Origin of the sequence: Sphaerisporangium sp. NPDC088356 (genome assembly GCF_040685555.1) — a bacterium.
In the GTDB taxonomy this organism is placed as follows: domain Bacteria; phylum Actinomycetota; class Actinomycetes; order Streptosporangiales; family Streptosporangiaceae; genus Sphaerisporangium.
This window is the reverse complement of sequence record NZ_JBFBIK010000150.1, coordinates 1-15,615: the sequence shown is the minus strand read 5'-3', so window position 1 is coordinate 15,615 and position 15,615 is coordinate 1. Positions and strand designations below refer to the sequence as shown.

Here is a 15,615-nt window from a genome sequence, read left to right as displayed (position 1 = left end):
GTCCCCTCCCGGCCACACCCCCCCCCCCCCGCTTCCGGGGGGGGGCACCCGCCCCCCGGGCCGCCCGGGGGGACAAGGTGTAACCCACCGGGGGCGTTCCTGCGGGCCCCCCCCCCAATGCCCCGCCCGCCCCGGACCAGGCGACTCACCGACTCCAGACAGGCGGAACACTCATGAGACGCGCCGCACTCGCCCTCGTCGCCGCCATGAGCCTGCTGGCGTTCCCCGCCTGCGGCGCCGCCACGGCCACGCCCGGAGCGCGGCCGGCGGGCGGCACCTCGGCGCCCGCCGCGACCGGTCCGGTCAACGACGCGGACGTGATGTTCCTGCAGATGATGATCCCGCACCACCGCCAGGGAATGGAGATGGCCGACCTGGCGAGGACCCGGGCCGTACGGGGCGAGGTGCGGACGCTGGCGACGGCGGTCGAGACCACCCAGGGCGACGAGGTGCGTGCCATGACCGCGTGGCTGCTCGGCTGGGGCCGCCCCCTGACGGCGGACGCCCACGCCCACGAGGCCCACGGCGGCCTGCACGTCACCAGCCCGGAGGAGATCACCACGCTGAGGAGGATGACCGGCGTGGAGTTCGAGCGCAGGTTCCTCAACGTGATGATCGCCCATCAGACCAACGCCATCGAGATGGCACGCACAGAGGTCGGCGCGGGCCTGAACGCCCAGGTGAAGAGCTTCGCCCACCGGATCGACCAGTCGCGCTCCGCACAGGTCAGGCAGATGCTCGGCGAGCTGAACTGACCGGCGACCGCCGGCCCCGGCCGGCCGTCGTTCTTCTCGGTGTCCTCGCCGGTGGCGGTGAATCCCGCCCGCCACCTCTGCGACCAGGCACGTTGAGCCCTTGGATAGCGATCCCCGAGGACGGTCGGCCGTGACATGGCTCCCCTTGGAGTTATCGCCCGGCGTGGCCCGCCGCTGCTTCATAAACGAAACTTACGCTTTTCGAAACTAAAGTTCCGAAATATCGGGCTAAAGCTCTGGACGAGAGTGTGGAAAGAACTTAGAGTCACGGCGAAAGACTCCAGCGGACACATAACCGTAATTTTCCGGAAATAGCGCGGAGGTGCCGCGCGTCCACGCGCCCTCCACAGGCCCCCCATGCCGGGCCGCTCAGCCACGTCCAGGCCGCCTCGCTGGACGAACCCACCCCCCGAGCACCGGAAAGGCTCCCCGTGCACCACAGGAGAAGACGAACACTGAGAGCGGCCCTGGCCGCCCTCGTGGCGACCGGCGGCGCGGCGCTCGCCCTGGCCGCCGGCACTCCCGCCGCGAACGCCGTCGCGGTCAACCCCGCCGACTTCCAGCAGGTCACCCTGGCCAAGGGCGTCGACGAGGTCGGCGAGCCGATGTCGCTCGCCGTCCTGCCCGACCGGTCGGTCGTCCACACCGCGCGCGACGGCACGCTCCGGCGCACCGACGCCGGGGGCGTCACCACCGTGGTCGGCAAGCTGGCGGTGTACAACCACGACGAGGAGGGCCTGCAGGGCGTGGGCGTGGACCCCGCCTTCGCGTCCAACCGGCGCATCTACCTCTACTACGCGCCCCCGCTGTCCACCCCGGGCGGCGACGCCCCCGCCACCGGCACGGACTGGTCGGCGTGGCAGGGGGTCAACCGGCTCTCCCGGTTCACCCTCACCGCCGACTGGACGATCCAGGCGGGCAGCGAGGTCAAGATCCTCGACGTGGCCGCCGACCGGGGCATCTGCTGCCACGTCGGCGGTGACATCGACTTCGACGCGGCGGGCAACCTCTACCTGAGCACGGGAGACGACTCCAACCCGTTCGACTCCAGCGGCTTCGACCCGATCGACGAGCGCGCCAACCGCAACCCCGCCTACGACGCGCAGCGGACCGCGGCGAACACCAACGACCTGCGTGGCAAGGTGCTGCGGATCAAGGTCAACGACAACGGGACCTACTCGATCCCCGCGGGGAACATGTTCCCGCCCGGCACGGCGGCCACCAGGCCCGAGATCTACGCGATGGGCTTCCGCAACCCGTTCAGGATGAGCGTGGACAAGGCCACCGGCGTCGTCTACCTCGGCGACTACGGCCCGGACGCGGGCGCCGCGAGCGCCTCGCGCGGCCCCGGAGGCCAGGTGGAGTTCAACCGCATCACCGGCCCGGGCTTCTACGGCTGGCCGTACTGCACCGGTGACAACACCGCCGCCGAGACCTACAACGAGTACGACTTCGCCACCGGCGTCTCCGGCGCCAAGTACAACTGCGCCGGCGGGGCGACGAACAACTCGTTCCGCAACACCGGGCAGACCACCCTGCCACCGGCGAAGGCGGCCTGGATCAAGTACGGCGGCGACTCCGGCTCGCCGCCCGAGTTCGGGGGCGGCTCCGAGTCCCCCATGGGCGGGCCGGTCTACCACTACGACGCCGCCCTGAACTCCGCCGTGAAGTTCCCGCAGTCCCTCGACAAGGTCTTCTTCGCCGGTGAGTTCGGCCGGGGCTGGATCAAGACGATCGAGGTCGGGGCGAACGGCTCCCGCGGCCCCATCGCCGCCTTCCCCTTCACCGGCAAGCAGGTGATGGACATGGCGTTCGGCCCCGACGGCGCGCTGTACGTCCTCGACTACGGCACCGGCTACTTCGGCGGCGACGCGAACTCGGCCCTGTACCGCATCGAGTACATCGCCGGCGGCAACCGGGCGCCGACGGCGAAGGCGTCGGCCGACAGGACCTCCGGCCAGCCGCCGCTGACGGTGAACTTCTCCTCCGCCGGCTCCTCCGACCCCGAGGGAGGCGCCCTGACCTACGCGTGGGCCTTCGGCGACGGCGGCACCTCGACCGCCGCCAACCCCTCCCACGCCTACACGACCGCCGGCACCCGCACCGCCACGCTGACGGTCACCGACTCCCAGGGCGCGACCGGCACGGCGAGCGTGATCGTCACGGTCGGCAACACCGCCCCGAGCGTCACGTTCACCTCGCCGAAGAACGGGCAGCTGTTCACCTTCGGCGACACGGTCTCCTACGCGGTGACCGTCACCGACCCCGAGGACGGGGCGGTCGACTGCTCCAAGGTCACCGTGACCTACCTGCTGGGCCATGACCAGCACGCCCACGCGATGACCTCCAAGACCGGCTGCACCGGCACGATCACGACCCAGGTCGACGGCGAGCACTCCACCGACGCAAACACCTTCGGCGTCCTCGCCGCCGACTACACCGACGCGGGCGGTCTGAAGGGAACGGCCCAGGCGACGCTGCAGCCCGGCCACCGCCAGGGCGAGCACTACGGCTCCTCCTCCGGCGTGGACCCGATCACCCACACCGGCGCCGAGGGCGGCAAGACCGTCGGCAACATCGAGAACGGCGACTGGATCGCGTTCCAGCCCTACGTGCTGGAGGGCGCCACCTCGATCACCGCGCGCGTCTCGTCGGCCGGCGTGGGCGGCACGCTGGAGGTGCGGGCGGGTTCCAGCACCGGCACCCTGCTCGGCTCGGTGACGGTGCCGGTGACAGGCGGCTGGGAGACCTTCCAGAACGTCACCGGGAGCCTGGCGAACGCGCCGGGCGGCACCACCACGCTGTACCTGGTGTTCAAGGGCGCCGCCGGGGCGCTGTTCGACCTCGACGCCTTCACCCTGGCCGCTCCGGCGTCTCGTACCGGTCCGGTGAAGGGGCTGGCGGGCAAGTGCCTGGATGTGGCGGGTGCGGCGACGGCCGATGGGACGCGGGTGCAGTTGTACGGCTGCAACGGGACCGGGGCGCAGTCGTGGACGGTGAGCGGTCAGGTGCTGAAGGCGCTGGGCAAGTGCCTGGACGTGGCGGGGGGCGCGACGGCCAACGGCACCAAGGTGCAGTTGTGGACGTGCAACGGCACGGGCGCGCAGAACTGGGCGGCCCAGGGCGACGGCACGCTGCGTAACCCGGCTTCAGGCAGGTGCTTGGACGTGAGCGGGAACAACTCGGCCGACGGCACCGCGGTGACCATCTGGGACTGCGGCACCGGGGCCAACCAGAAGTGGACCCTGCCCTAGGCGGGCGAAGGAAGATCGGCGGCGGTGCCGGATCATCGTCCGGCCCCGCTCCACCGGGCCATCCCGGCGCGCCCTTAGGAGACGCCCGCGAGGGGAAGTCCGGCGTGGATGGCGGCCGCCACCACGCTGACCTCCTCCCGGGTGTCGTGCCCTACCGAGTCGGTGAACATCTGCTGGATAAACGTGCTCATGATCAGTGCCATCGGTATCAGGACCAGGGCGGTGATCAACACGGTCAGGAGCGTGATCCGTCCGCGGATCGACCGTGGGCGCAGCCTCAGGGGCGATAGACCCATACCTTCAAGCTACGTGAGCTGGTCAAAGGTCCCGCTTCGGTCCAGCCGTAACGTCTCGACGGCGCCCCTTGGGCCTAGGGAGATCAGTGGAGCAGGCCCGACCGGCGGGCGTCGAAGGCGAGCCTGTCGCGGTGGTCGGGGTGCGCGACGGCGATCAGCCGTCGCGCGCGCTCCGCGATCGACCTGCCGCGCAGCTCGGCGACTCCATACTCGGTAACCACGTTGTCGACCGTGTTCTTGATCGTCGTCACGACGGACCCCAGGGTCAGCGCGGTGCGGATCCGCCCGACGCCCTTGCGGGTGGTGGACTTCAGGACGATGAAGGCCTGCCCGCCCTGTGACCACATCGCGCCCCGCGCGAAGTCGGCCTGCCCCCCGCTTGAGGAGTAGTACCTGCCGGCGATCGTCTCCGAGGCGCACTGTCCCATCAGGTCGACCTCGGTGGTGGCGTTGATGGAGACGAAGTTCGGCTCGCGGGCGATCACCGTCGGGTGGTTGACCTGGTCGACCGGCAGCAGTGCCACCGACCCGTTCTCGTCCAGGAAGTCGAACAGGCGGCGCGTGCCGACGCAGAAGGTGGTCACGTGCTTGTTGCGGTAGTGGCGCTTGCGGGTCCCGGTGATCACTCCTCGCCGGATCAGCTCCATGATCCCGTCCGAGAGCGCCTCGGTGTGCAGGCCCAGGTCACGGTGGTCCCTGAGGGCGGCCAAGAGCGCTCCGGGCGTCTTGCCCACGCCCACCTGGAGGCACGATCCGTCACGGATCCGCTCGGCGATGTGCCCGGCGATCCGGCGGTCGGCCTCGTCGGGCTCGTGGACGGGCAGCTCCTGCAGCTCCCGGTCGGCGCGGATCCATCCGGCCACCTGGCTGACGTGCACCTGGTTCTGCCCGAAGGTGTGCGGCATGCGGGCGTTGACCTCCAGGAAGAACGGCACCTCGCCGATGAACGCCGCCGTGTAGTCGGCGTTCGTGCCGAGGCTGAAGTACCCGTGACGGTCCGGGAGGCTGGCCGCCGCCAGCACCAGCGAGCACTTGGTCGACTCGCGCAGCAACTGCGGTATCTCGGAGAAGTTGTTCGGCACCAGGTCGCAGGTGCCGTTCCAGTAGGCCTGCCTGGACCCCGGGCCCAGGTAGTAGTCGACGTGCCGCAGGTGATCTCCGCATTCGCCCCGGATGTACGCGCGCTCGCGGAGCGGGTCCATGCGGTGAATGCGCACCCTGTCCAGCTCGCGGTAGTGGGCCTCCAGCGTGTCCAGCAGGACCACCGGCTCGCCGTTGGCGATCGGCACGATCAGATCGGCCCCCGCCGGGATGTGCGCCAGCACGTCCTCGGGCCGGCCGGCCTGCTTCCAGCCCCTCTGGGCCGCCGCGGCGGGCTGGATCTCGCCCACCGCCGTCAGCCGTCCGCGCCGTGGCCGCGGGTCGCGGCACGCGCCGCCGCTCGCACCATCTCGCCAGTGTACGCAGGCGCCTATCGTGATTGACCAAAATGCTCTTATCGGCGGCCCAATATCGGTTCAGCTCACGGCCCGCGTGCCCGTCAGGCGTACCAGCTCGGGAAGGACCACGCCTAGCGGGGCGTCGACGGTGAGCGCGGCGTAACCGTCCCCCCGGGTCGGCCCCTGGTTCACGATCGCCACGGGGATGCCGAGCTTCGCCGCGCGCAGCACGAAGCGGCGGCCCGACATCACGGTCAGCGACGACCCCAGCACCAGCAGCAGGCGTGCGCTCTCCACGAGGGCGAAGCACTCCCGCACGCGATCCGCGGGGACGGTCTCGCCGAAGAAGACGACGTCCGGCTTCAGCATCCCCTCGTCGCACGACCGGCATCCGACGGTTCGGAAGCCGTCGACCTCCTCGTCGCGCAGGTCGGCGTCGCCGTCGGGGTTGATCGCGGTCACCCGGGCGTCGAACCACGGGTTCGCCTCTCTCAGGCGGCGGTCGAGCTCGTCACGCGGGCTGAGATCGCCACAGCCCAGGCAGACCACCTGGCCCAGGCTGCCGTGCAGCTCGACGACCTCCCGCGCGCCGCCCGCCTGGTGCAGGCCGTCGACGTTCTGCGTGACGATGCCGGCCACCAGGCCGTCCCTCTGGAGGCGGGCGACGGCGTGGTGACCCTGGTTGGGCGTCGCCCGCGCCATGGCCCGCCACCCGACGTGGCTCCTGGCCCAGTAGCGCCGCCTCGCCGCGGGGTCGCCGACGAAGGTCTGGTACGTCATCGGGGTGTGCTGGACGAGGGCGCCGCTCGGCCCCCGGTAGTCGGGGATCCCCGACTCCGTCGAGATCCCCGCCCCGCTCAGCACCACGACATCGCCCGCCGCCAGCAGCCTCGCCAGCGTGTCGGTGTTTTCGGTCACCTCCCCATGCTGCCCCACCATCCGGGGTGCGCGGAATCCGGAGCCGGCCGGTTCACTTCTCCACGGCGTAGCCGGTGGGGTTCCCGCTCCCTGGGATGGGAGCGGGAACCCCAGGTCACCCGGCTAGGCGGGGGTGACGGTGCAGGTCACTCCCGTCTGCGCCGGCTCGGGCCGGTTGCCGGAGTGGACGCTGTAGAAGTTGCCTGGGTCACCGTGCCGGTGGAGCTCCTGCCGCGAGGGTCGGGTGAGGTCTCCCCGGCCTCGTGAGGCGGCGGGCCGCGATGCCCACTGATCGTCGTTGCCGCTGCTGGGGAGCGCCCGGCGGCTGTGGCCGCTACGCTGGCGGGAGCCCGTTCGTTCCCCCGACGCGCCCCCTGCCACCACGCGAGCACCGACCGGCTTCGGGCCCGGTCCGGCGGACGACACAGCCGTCCTCGCGCCGACATCCGCGCTCCCGTCCCCGAAGGTGTCCCCGTGACCGCTGCCGTCCACCTCGTCCCGCACCCCGACGACACCCTGCCGGGGGCGCTCGTCGTCGCCCTGAGCGGCGAGCTGGACTACACCAACGCCGAGCGGCTGCGCGAGCAGGTCCTGGCACTGCTGACCGCCGATCACCAGTGCCTGCTGCTCGACCTGGCCGATCTGACGTTCTGCGACTCCACCGGGATCCGCATCTTCCTGGCCCTGCGCACGCTGATCGGCGAGCGCGGCGGCGTGATCTCCCTGACCGACCTGCACCCCCGCCTGGCCAGGGTCTTCCAGACCACCGGCCTGGTGCAGTTCTTCACCGTGCGGCCCACCCGCGCCGACGCCCTGGCCGTACTCCGCGCGCGGCCGCCCGTGCGGTAGCCGACGTGGCCGGATCGCCGGCCGTCACCCGGGCAGCGGGAGCCGATGGTTAGGCGGGGCACGGCGGGTAGTTACCGGCCAGCAGATGCTCACCAACCGCCCTCATTCTGGCAGGCGAGTCGGTAGCCCCCCGGTGAGATCCAGATGCGGCATCACCTCAAGGGAACACGCGTGAGAAACGACCATCGAGGCCACTGGCCCATCACGACCGACCTGACCACGTTGCGGCAGAAGCTCGTCAGGCACGCCACCCGCGCGGGTTTGACCGGAGCCCGGCTCGACGACCTGCTGATCGCCGCCAACGAGGCCGCCATCAACGTCCTGGAGCACGGCGGCGGCGACGGCACTCTGACCGTCTGGTACGACGAGACGGCCCTGACCGTCGAGGTCGTCGACACCGCCGGACGGCTCACGCCCCGCGACGTCGACCGCCGGCGCCCGTCCGCCCCCTCGGACCGGGGGTTCGGGATGTGGCTGATGGGCCAGCTCTGCGACGAGTTCACCATCCGCCAGCTCAGCGGCCGGTCCCTGGTCCGGCTGCGGATGCGCCTGCACCCCGCCTCATAGGTCCGCGACCTCCCCGGACACGGCGCGCATGACCGCGCGCGGACCTGCTGCGCGCGCACGCCACCGCCTCGCCGGCCGGCGAGGACACGGGGGCCGACCGGCGCACCGCCCTGACCCGGCTGTTCGACCACTACATGCACACCGCCTCGGCCCGCGGTGGGCCTCGTCCATCCCGAGTTTGAGTAGGGGCCTACTCATGCGCGTCCCCACCCGCGGCTGAAAGATCGAAGCAAACGGGACGGACGCCGCGATGTGCCGGCGTGCTCCCGCCTTGCGGCATGCGAGGGCGGCCTCGGCAGAGGTCGCCGGGATGGGGAAGCGTGGTGAACGTGCTGCTTGTGCTGATCGTCGTGGCCATCGTGCTCGTGCTGCTCGGCCGGTGGCTGCGCGAGAGGAGGGCCGCGCGTCCACTGATGGTGGAGGAGAAGGCCCCCACGTTCCAGGTGGTGGCGCTCGGCCTTCAGGGTTCGGGGAAGACGCTGCTCCTCGCGAGTATGTATCACAGGCTCAAGGCCCCCGCGGCGCAGTGCTACTTCCTCACCGCGACACATGACGACGTGCTCCTGCTGAACCAGTGGTACGCCCAGATGGCGGACACGGCCGCCTCGGGCGACTGGCCTCGCGGGACGGCCAAGGGGGAGACCCGGCATTTCACCTTCACCGTGAAGACCCACCTGGCCGGCACCGCGCTCACCATCTTGAATCTGAAGTACCTGGAGTACGCGGGAGAGCTCCTCACCGAGATCCAGGACGCGGGCTCCACCAAGCAGAAGGAGCTCTTCGCCCACATCGACTCCGCGGACGCGCTGATCGGCGTGATCGACGGATACCGGATCAAGCAGCACCTCGACGGGCACCCCGAGGGGCCGCTCCACCTGGACCGGACGCTCAACGCCCTGCTGCCCGTCATGATCGAGGCGTCGGCTCCGATCAGCTTCATCATCACCAAATGGGATCTGCTGATGGACGTGCATCCCGACGAGAGCACGCGGCTGAGCATCGTGCACAACCTGCTGACCTCCAACGACCTGTTCCGGTCGCTGGTGCGCCTGCACAGCGCCGACAGGGTGGTCAGGCTGATCCCGGTGAGCGCGGTCGGCCCGGGTTTCGCCAAGGTCGACTCGCGGGGCGAGATCGTCAAGGTGTCCCAGGCCCCGGTGCACCCTGCCAACGTGGACGTCCCGCTGTCGGCGGTGGTGCCCGACATGTTCGACCAGGTGGAGAGCCGGCTCGACCGCGAGGCGCGGGTGGCCCTGAGCGCCGAGGTGCGAAGGCGAAGCCGGCAGAGCGCTCTGGAGGCGCTGGGCTCCGCGAGCCTGTTCGCCGGGCAGGTGGCGGGGCGCGCGCTGCTCGCCGCCTTCGGCCCCTCGGCGGCGGTCATCGGAGAGACCATGATGGGGCTCTTCCTGGACTCCCGGCTGGGCGGGCGCGGCGACGAGAGGCTTGGCCTGGACCAGGAGCTGAGCGAGGCCGAGCGGCGTGCCGAGACGCTCCGCTTGGCTCGCCGCAGGGTGCTGTACGACATGCGGCGCAAGGTGGACGTGATGGAAGGCCGCCTGCCGCACTCCCGGCTCTCGGACGGCCGCGTCTCGGACGGATACTGACATGAGGGACTCATCCGCGCAGGGCTGGCCGTTCCTGGTCGCACGAGGCCGTCACCGGGGATACCGGACCCTTCTCGCTCCCGGCTTCCTCATCGCCGAGCGCGGCCACGGGGTGCTCGACGACTCGGTGGTGCCGAGCCCCCACCAGGACCGGGCCACCGTGATCGAGGTTCTGACCGGCGCGGGGCGCCGGCTGACCGTCGTGTACGCCACCCATCTGGTCACCTCGGCCGACATCGCGGAACCGGGTGCCCCGCCCGCCGCGCAGGAGCCGCGCGACCAGCACAGCCGCCCGCTGCAGCTGATCTACGGATTCGTCTGCCTGGACGGGGTGGCCGGCGAGCCCGACCAGGAGGATCTGAGGGTCTGCGGTCAGGCGTCGCTGCGGGCCTACCGCCGGTTCCTCCGCGATGAGGAGGGATTCGTGGTGGAGCCCAGTGAGGACTTCCCGCTGCGGTCACCCGTCGCCGGTCGCGCCTCCGCGCCCGCGCAGGTGTCGCGCGTGGACGGCTACCACGATTACGTGCGGCCGCCGTTCCGCCGGGGGGCCGTCCTTGTGACCGCCGGCGTCCTGCTCGTGGTGGCGATCCTCGCCATCGTGTGGCTCACCCGCCCGCAGCCGCGCGTGGAGTGCGACACCTCTGAGCAGAAGATCGTCTCCGCGTCGCAGCGGCCGACCGTCACGCCGTCCGGGCCCTGCCTGAGAGAGGGACGTTCGAAGGTCCAGGGAATGGCGGGGCCGTGACCCGTCAGGTCACGCGCGCCGCGCGCGGACTCACGCGGAGCGACGAGAAGGGAACTCCGAATAGGCGTCGGTGACACCGCGTTCGAGGAAGGCGACGCTGACCAGGCGCCAGCCGCATTTCGCCTCGTTGTTCAGCACGTCGGACCACTCCTCCTCCACCGCAGGCGCCGGCCGGCGGCAGTCACGCGAGGTTCCCAGGCAGGACGTCGAAAGGGTCATGTACGTGCTGCACGGATTCCCCATCCGCCGGGTGAAGAAAGTTTAGTAGCGGAGCGGCGGGGGAGTAGGCCCTTCCTCCGCGTCTGAGTGACCATCGCTCATTTCGCTCCGTCACCCGCGCGCGTCCGCAAAGGAGGGACGCCCGGCCCATATCGGTGTGCGCGTTTTCCCGGGAGTCGAGGCGACAGGAGAGCCGATCTCATGAGCACCCCCGCACTCACCCATCCGTTACGACAGCCGACCTTCTTCCGGCTCTGGGCGGCCAGTTTCTTCACCGAGGTCACCCGGTGGGGCCTGCTCATCGCGGTGCCGCTGTACGCACTGAGCCTGACCGGGTCGGCGCTGATCACCTCCACCGTGGCCATGCTCGGGTTGCTGCCGAGCCTGGTCCTCACGCCCCTGGCGGGCATATTCGCCGACCGGTGGAACCCCGCGCGGTTCCTGGCCGGGCTCGCGATCACCCGTGCCGTCCTGCTGCTGCCGCTGCTTCTCGTACAGGACACGCGGCACCTGTGGATCCTCTATCTGGTCGCGGCGGCCGAGGCCGGGCTCACCGCGATGTTCGAGTCCGTGAAGAACGCACTGCTGCCGACGGTGGTCGCGCCGGCCCAGCTGGTGACCGCCAACGCGACGATCAGCCTCAACTCCAACCTCGGGCGCCTGGTCGGCAGCCCGCTCGGCGGGGTGATGCTGACCTGGGCGGGGATCAACGGCGTGGTGGTCGCGGCCGTGGTGCCGCTCGTCCTGACCGTGGTGCTGGTGATGACCATCTCGGGCACGCGGGCCGCGGGTCCCCCGCCCGGCCCCGGCACCGCCTTCTGGCGGGAGTCCCTCGCCGGTCTGCGGACGATCTGGTCATCGGGCCGGCTGCGCGCCGTCACGATCGTCGTCAGCCTCATGTCCGTCGCCCAGGGGATGTTCGTCATCCTGTTCCTGCTGTTCGTCACCGACCTGCTGGGCGGGGGCGAGTCGGAGGCGGGACTGCTCCGCGGCGTGCAGGCGGTCGGCGGGCTGATCGGCGGCGCGGTCGCCGGGATCATCGCCCGCAAGCTGAACATGAACCAATTCGTCAGCCACGGTCTGGTGATCTTCGCGGTGATCAGCCTGGCCATCTGGAACTCGGCGTTGCTGACGACCGCGCTGTGGGTCTACGTCGGGCTGTTCATCCTGGCTGGAGCGCCGGGGGTGTGGATCATGGCGGGCTGGCTGTCGGTGGTGCAGCGCGCCACGCCCGCCGGCCTGCGCGGCAGGGTGATGAGCAGCTTCCTGGCCCTCTCGGACGGCCTTCAGGCCCTCGGCATGCTCCTCGCCGGCGTGCTCGTCGGCTTCATCCCGACCCTCGGCCTGCTCAACGTGCAGGCGGCGGTCCTTCTCCTCGCCGGCGTGCTCGCGTGGCGCACGCTCACCGACGACCGTACGGACGTGCCTTCCGTGGTCGTCCAGCCCAGCGAGGAGTCCCGCGCGTCCTGAGGCCTGGGCGGGCGGGGCCGTTCCGCACGGCCGCCCTAGGGCGGCGCCTCACCCGGCGAGGCGGCGGGCCAGGCGGTGGCCTGCGCGCTGCATGGGTCTTTCGACGAACCGGTAGGTCACCCAGCTCAGGGGCAGTATCAGGCCCACGAACAGCGTCGCCATGAGGACCTGCACGGCGAGCGGGGACCAGCGCAGGTCCCCGGTGAGCGCGACGTAGAACTTCAGCAGCGGGTGGTGCAGCAGGTAGAGCGAGTAGCTGATCAGCCCCAGCCAGGTGAGGAAGCGGGGCACCCGCCGGTGTCTCAGGGCCATCGCGCCCGCGAACGTCGTCCCGGCCAGCGCGATCGTGGTGATCCAGACATCGGGCTGGATCCACCACCAGCCACCCTGGATCGCCCACACCGGGGTGAGCGCGACGAGGACCACGGTCACGATCACCGGCCAGAACGGGCCCGCGCCGTGCTCCCACCGGTAGATCGCCGTGCCGGTGAACATCACCGCGATGATCACCACGCCGAACCACGGGACCCTGCTGCTCAGCAGCAGCAGGATCAGCGCCATGAGACCGAGCCCGCAGGCGGCGGCCGTGCGGAGCCGGTCGGCGATCACGCAGGTCAGCCCCACCGCGAACGCCGCGCCCGAGGCCCAGGCGAGCCAGCCGCCCGTGAGCGGCGCCCCCGGCAGCACCAGCGCGGTGGCCAGCGCGGTCAGGCCGAACAGCAGGGCGAGCACCCCGCTGCGCCGGTGTACCCGGCCCACGAACAGCGCGGTCACCAGCAGGTAGAACACCATCTCGTACGACAGCGTCCACATGGTGTCCACGACGCCGCCCACGCCGATCACGTCCAGCAGCATCGTCGCGTGGGCGACCACCGTGGACGGTTCGCGCGGCACGGCCCCGCGTACCGGGATCCACCAGGCCAGCGCGAGCACCAGGCCGATGGTGACGAGGTAGATCGGGTAGAGGCGGAAGACCCGGCTGATCCAGAAGGCCCTGACGTCCCCGTGCCGCTCCAGCGACGCGGGGATGATGTAACCGCTGACCAGGAAGAACACCAGGATGCCGTAGAGCCCGATGTTGAACCAGTAGGGGCGTAGCGAGGGGATCACCCAGGGCAGCATGTGCTCGGCGAGCACCGCGATCGCCCCTATGCCCCGCAGCGCGTCAAGCCAGGCGAGACGGGTCGAAGAGGACGTCACGGTGCGCGAGGTCACGGCCGGGGCGATGGACACCCGCACCAACTTACCGAACGGGAGCGGTCCGAACCCGATCAGGACTGACATAGCGGGCGTCACAGGCCGTTGCCCTGCCCTCCGGCCGCCCCGCCAGAAGTATCCGTTCGCGCTGTTGGTAGCGTGAGAAAGACGAATCCGAGTCCGCCGTCCAGCGAGCGGAGGAGTGACATGACCGCTACGCCGTCTGTCACGCGCAGGTCGATCGCCAGCGTCAACCCGTACAACGGCCAGGTGCTTCGCGAGTTCCCCGCGATGACCGACGAGGAGGTCGACCGGGCCGTCGAGGTGTCCCACGAGGCCTTCCAACACTGGCGGTGGCTCGCCGCCGCCGAGCGCGCGGCCGTGGTCCGCATGGCGGGTGAGCTGATCATCGAGCGCAGCGACGAGTTCGCCAGGACCATCACCCTGGAGATGGGCAAGCGCATCGGCGAGAGCTACGGCGAGGTGGACCTCGTCGCGGACATCCTGCGCTACTACGGGCAGCACGGGCCCGATCTTCTGGCCGACCGGCCGCTGCCCATGGAAGAGGGGACCGCAGTGGTGGCCAACCGGCCGCTCGGCCCGCTCCTCGGCATCATGCCGTGGAACTACCCGCTCTACCAGGTGGCCCGCTTCGCCGCGCCGAACCTCGTCGCGGGGAACACCATCCTGCTCAAGCACGCCAGCAACTGCCCGCAGTCGGCCATCCTGCTCGAACGGCTCTTCCGCGACGCAGGCGCCTCTCAAGGCGTCTACACCAACCTGCTCGTGCCCGCCGCCGGCATCGGCCGGGTCATCGACAACCCTGCGGTACAGGGCGTCTCCCTGACCGGCAGCGACCGCGCCGGTGCGCGCACGGCCGAGCGAGCCGGCCGCAACATCCACAAGACCGTGCTCGAACTGGGGGGAAGCGACCCGTTCATCGTGCTCGACGGGCTGGACTTCGACCGCACCATCGACGCAGCCGTGGTCGGACGGCTGTCGAACATGGGGCAGAGCTGCGTGAGCGCCAAACGGTTCATCATCCTGGAGGATCTCTACCAGGAATTCGTCGAACGGCTGCGCGAGAGGTTCGCGGCCCTGGTCCCCGGTGACCCGATGGATCCGGCGACGACCCTCGGCCCGCTCTGCTCCGAGGACGCCGTCGACAACCTCGTGAGCCAGGTGCGCGACACGGTGGCCCATGGCGCCAAGCTCGTCATCGGCGGCGGGCGCCTCGACCGGCCCGGCGCTTTCATGGAGGCGACCATCCTCACCGACGTCCGGCCCGGGATGCGGGCCTACCACGAGGAGCTGTTCGGCCCCGTCGCCGTGGTGTACCAGGTGTCGGACGACGACGTGGCCGTCTCGCTGGCCAACGACAACCCGTACGGCCTGGGCGGCGCGATCTTCTCCAGGGACCTCGACCGGGCCCACCGCATGGCCGAGCGGCTCGAGACGGGCATGGTCTGGATCAACCACCCGACCTCCTCGCGCCCCGAGCTGCCCTTCGGTGGCATCAAGTGCTCGGGGTACGGGCGGGAGCTGTCCGACCTGGGCATCCAGGAGTTCGTCAACAAGAAGCTGATCCGCACCTTCGAGACCACCACGGCGATCGGCTTCGCGAACGGCTGAGGCGGGCCGGGCGGGCCGCTACCTTGAGGTGGATCAGAACCTCGTCGATGGTCCGGGCGCGCCGCTGAAAGCGCCCCTTCGATGCCGCCTTCTGGCACCAACCGGCCCGCCGTCCGTGTCCGCACCCCGAAGGATCTGCGGGCCTCGCGCCTCCGCCGCCCGCCCCGCTGTCTCGACATCTGTACGCCGCGCCGCTGTGGCCCATGCACAACGCCAATCTTGGCACCCTCCTGCGGACCTGCGAGCCTGAACGTCGCGGTGGCGGGTTCACTCGTGCTCTACAAGCTCGGCGGGATGGCCTGAGCCGGCTTCGTGATCGGGGTTGCGCCACGCATGCGACGGCGCACTCCGCCCGGCGCCGTCGTCGTCTCGCGCGCCTTGGACCGGTCCGATCGCCAGTCTCTTCCGCAACTTCTTGCGGGTCATTTGCTGATTCATTTCAGAAGTATTTCTGTCTATTGCAATGATGTATCGAGTAATGCCAGGATGATGCAAGCGGTCCGCTGTTGCGATCGGGGACGACTCGTGCCGCTGCGTGCCCTCTGGCGTGCGGTTCCCGCTTCATCACGCCGCCCAGACGGCGCGATGAGGCACGGATGCCCGCACCGCAACGAAAAGGAGTTCACGTGGCCGTCTCGCGTCGGAGGTTCATGACTTCGGTGGTGTCCGG

At 70.4% G+C, this 15,615-nt stretch carries 12 protein-coding genes; 8 read left to right on the top strand and 4 right to left on the bottom strand.

Annotated elements, in window-relative coordinates; all coding sequences use genetic code 11:
- The first annotated feature begins 173 nt into the window (after positions 1-173).
- Complete coding sequence (locus tag AB0O34_RS33130; protein ID WP_363922279.1) at positions 174-755, top strand: DUF305 domain-containing protein; 582 nt, start codon at positions 174-176, stop codon at positions 753-755.
- A gap of 431 nt (positions 756-1,186) precedes the next feature.
- Complete coding sequence (locus AB0O34_RS33125) at positions 1,187-4,009, top strand: PQQ-dependent sugar dehydrogenase (RefSeq protein ID WP_363922277.1); 2,823 nt, start codon at positions 1,187-1,189, stop codon at positions 4,007-4,009.
- A gap of 379 nt (positions 4,010-4,388) precedes the next feature.
- Here AB0O34_RS33125 and AB0O34_RS33120 read toward each other — a convergent pair whose 3' ends face one another.
- Both AB0O34_RS33120 and AB0O34_RS33115 read right to left on the bottom strand, forming a co-directional pair.
- Positions 4,389-5,696, bottom strand: a complete 1,308-nt coding sequence (locus AB0O34_RS33120; protein WP_363922275.1) for an acetyl-CoA hydrolase/transferase C-terminal domain-containing protein — start codon at positions 5,694-5,696, stop codon at positions 4,389-4,391.
- Positions 5,697-5,822: 126 nt separating this feature from the next.
- The gene (locus AB0O34_RS33115; protein WP_363922273.1) at positions 5,823-6,662 is read right to left on the bottom strand and encodes an NAD-dependent protein deacetylase; all 840 of its coding nucleotides are present in this window, start codon (positions 6,660-6,662) and stop codon (positions 5,823-5,825) included.
- A 474-nt stretch (positions 6,663-7,136) separates the two neighbouring features.
- Here AB0O34_RS33115 and AB0O34_RS33110 point away from each other — a divergent pair, with 474 nt between their 5' ends.
- The 4 genes from AB0O34_RS33110 (at position 7,137) to AB0O34_RS33095 (ending at position 10,427) form a co-directional block, all read left to right on the top strand.
- Positions 7,137-7,511 (top strand): STAS domain-containing protein, encoded by a 375-nt coding sequence (locus AB0O34_RS33110; protein WP_363922271.1) that lies wholly within the window; start codon positions 7,137-7,139, stop codon positions 7,509-7,511.
- Positions 7,512-7,682: 171 nt separating this feature from the next.
- A complete protein-coding gene (locus AB0O34_RS33105) occupies positions 7,683-8,078 on the top strand; it encodes an ATP-binding protein (protein ID WP_363922269.1) in 396 nt (131 codons plus the stop codon).
- 323 nt (positions 8,079-8,401) lie between these two features.
- Positions 8,402-9,682 carry a hypothetical protein gene (locus AB0O34_RS33100; protein WP_363922267.1) on the top strand — a complete coding sequence of 427 codons (1,281 nt, stop codon included), beginning with the start codon at positions 8,402-8,404 and terminating at the stop codon, positions 9,680-9,682.
- A gap of 1 nt (position 9,683) precedes the next feature.
- Positions 9,684-10,427: a hypothetical protein gene (locus AB0O34_RS33095; protein WP_363922265.1), complete on the top strand. Its 744-nt coding sequence runs from the start codon at positions 9,684-9,686 to the stop codon at positions 10,425-10,427.
- A 30-nt stretch (positions 10,428-10,457) separates the two neighbouring features.
- On the opposite strand, the gene AB0O34_RS33090 is transcribed toward AB0O34_RS33095, so the two are convergent.
- Complete coding sequence (locus tag AB0O34_RS33090; RefSeq protein WP_363922263.1) at positions 10,458-10,646, bottom strand: hypothetical protein; 189 nt, start codon at positions 10,644-10,646, stop codon at positions 10,458-10,460.
- Between the two features lie 201 nt (positions 10,647-10,847).
- On the opposite strand from AB0O34_RS33090, the gene AB0O34_RS33085 reads away from it, so the two are divergent.
- On the top strand, positions 10,848-12,116 hold the full coding sequence (locus AB0O34_RS33085) for an MFS transporter (RefSeq protein ID WP_363922261.1): 1,269 nt from the start codon (positions 10,848-10,850) through the stop codon (positions 12,114-12,116).
- A 48-nt stretch (positions 12,117-12,164) separates the two neighbouring features.
- On the opposite strand, the gene AB0O34_RS33080 is transcribed toward AB0O34_RS33085, so the two are convergent.
- Positions 12,165-13,400: an acyltransferase gene (locus tag AB0O34_RS33080; RefSeq protein WP_363922259.1), complete on the bottom strand. Its 1,236-nt coding sequence runs from the start codon at positions 13,398-13,400 to the stop codon at positions 12,165-12,167.
- A 120-nt stretch (positions 13,401-13,520) separates the two neighbouring features.
- Here AB0O34_RS33080 and AB0O34_RS33075 point away from each other — a divergent pair, with 120 nt between their 5' ends.
- Entirely contained in the window at positions 13,521-14,945 is a 1,425-nt protein-coding gene (locus AB0O34_RS33075) for an NAD-dependent succinate-semialdehyde dehydrogenase (protein WP_363922257.1), read from the top strand.
- Positions 14,946-15,615: the final 670 nt, after the last annotated feature.

Coding starts and splice junctions, on each gene's coding strand:
- AB0O34_RS33085 (WP_363922261.1), top strand. CDS start 10,848: ATGAGCACCCCCGCACTCACCCATCCGTTACGACAGCCGACCTTCTTC.
- AB0O34_RS33090 (WP_363922263.1), bottom strand. CDS start 10,646: ATGACCCTTTCGACGTCCTGCCTGGGAACCTCGCGTGACTGCCGCCGG.
- AB0O34_RS33075 (WP_363922257.1), top strand. CDS start 13,521: ATGACCGCTACGCCGTCTGTCACGCGCAGGTCGATCGCCAGCGTCAAC.
- AB0O34_RS33080 (WP_363922259.1), bottom strand. CDS start 13,400: ATGTCAGTCCTGATCGGGTTCGGACCGCTCCCGTTCGGTAAGTTGGTG.
- AB0O34_RS33095 (WP_363922265.1), top strand. CDS start 9,684: ATGAGGGACTCATCCGCGCAGGGCTGGCCGTTCCTGGTCGCACGAGGC.
- AB0O34_RS33130 (WP_363922279.1), top strand. CDS start 174: ATGAGACGCGCCGCACTCGCCCTCGTCGCCGCCATGAGCCTGCTGGCG.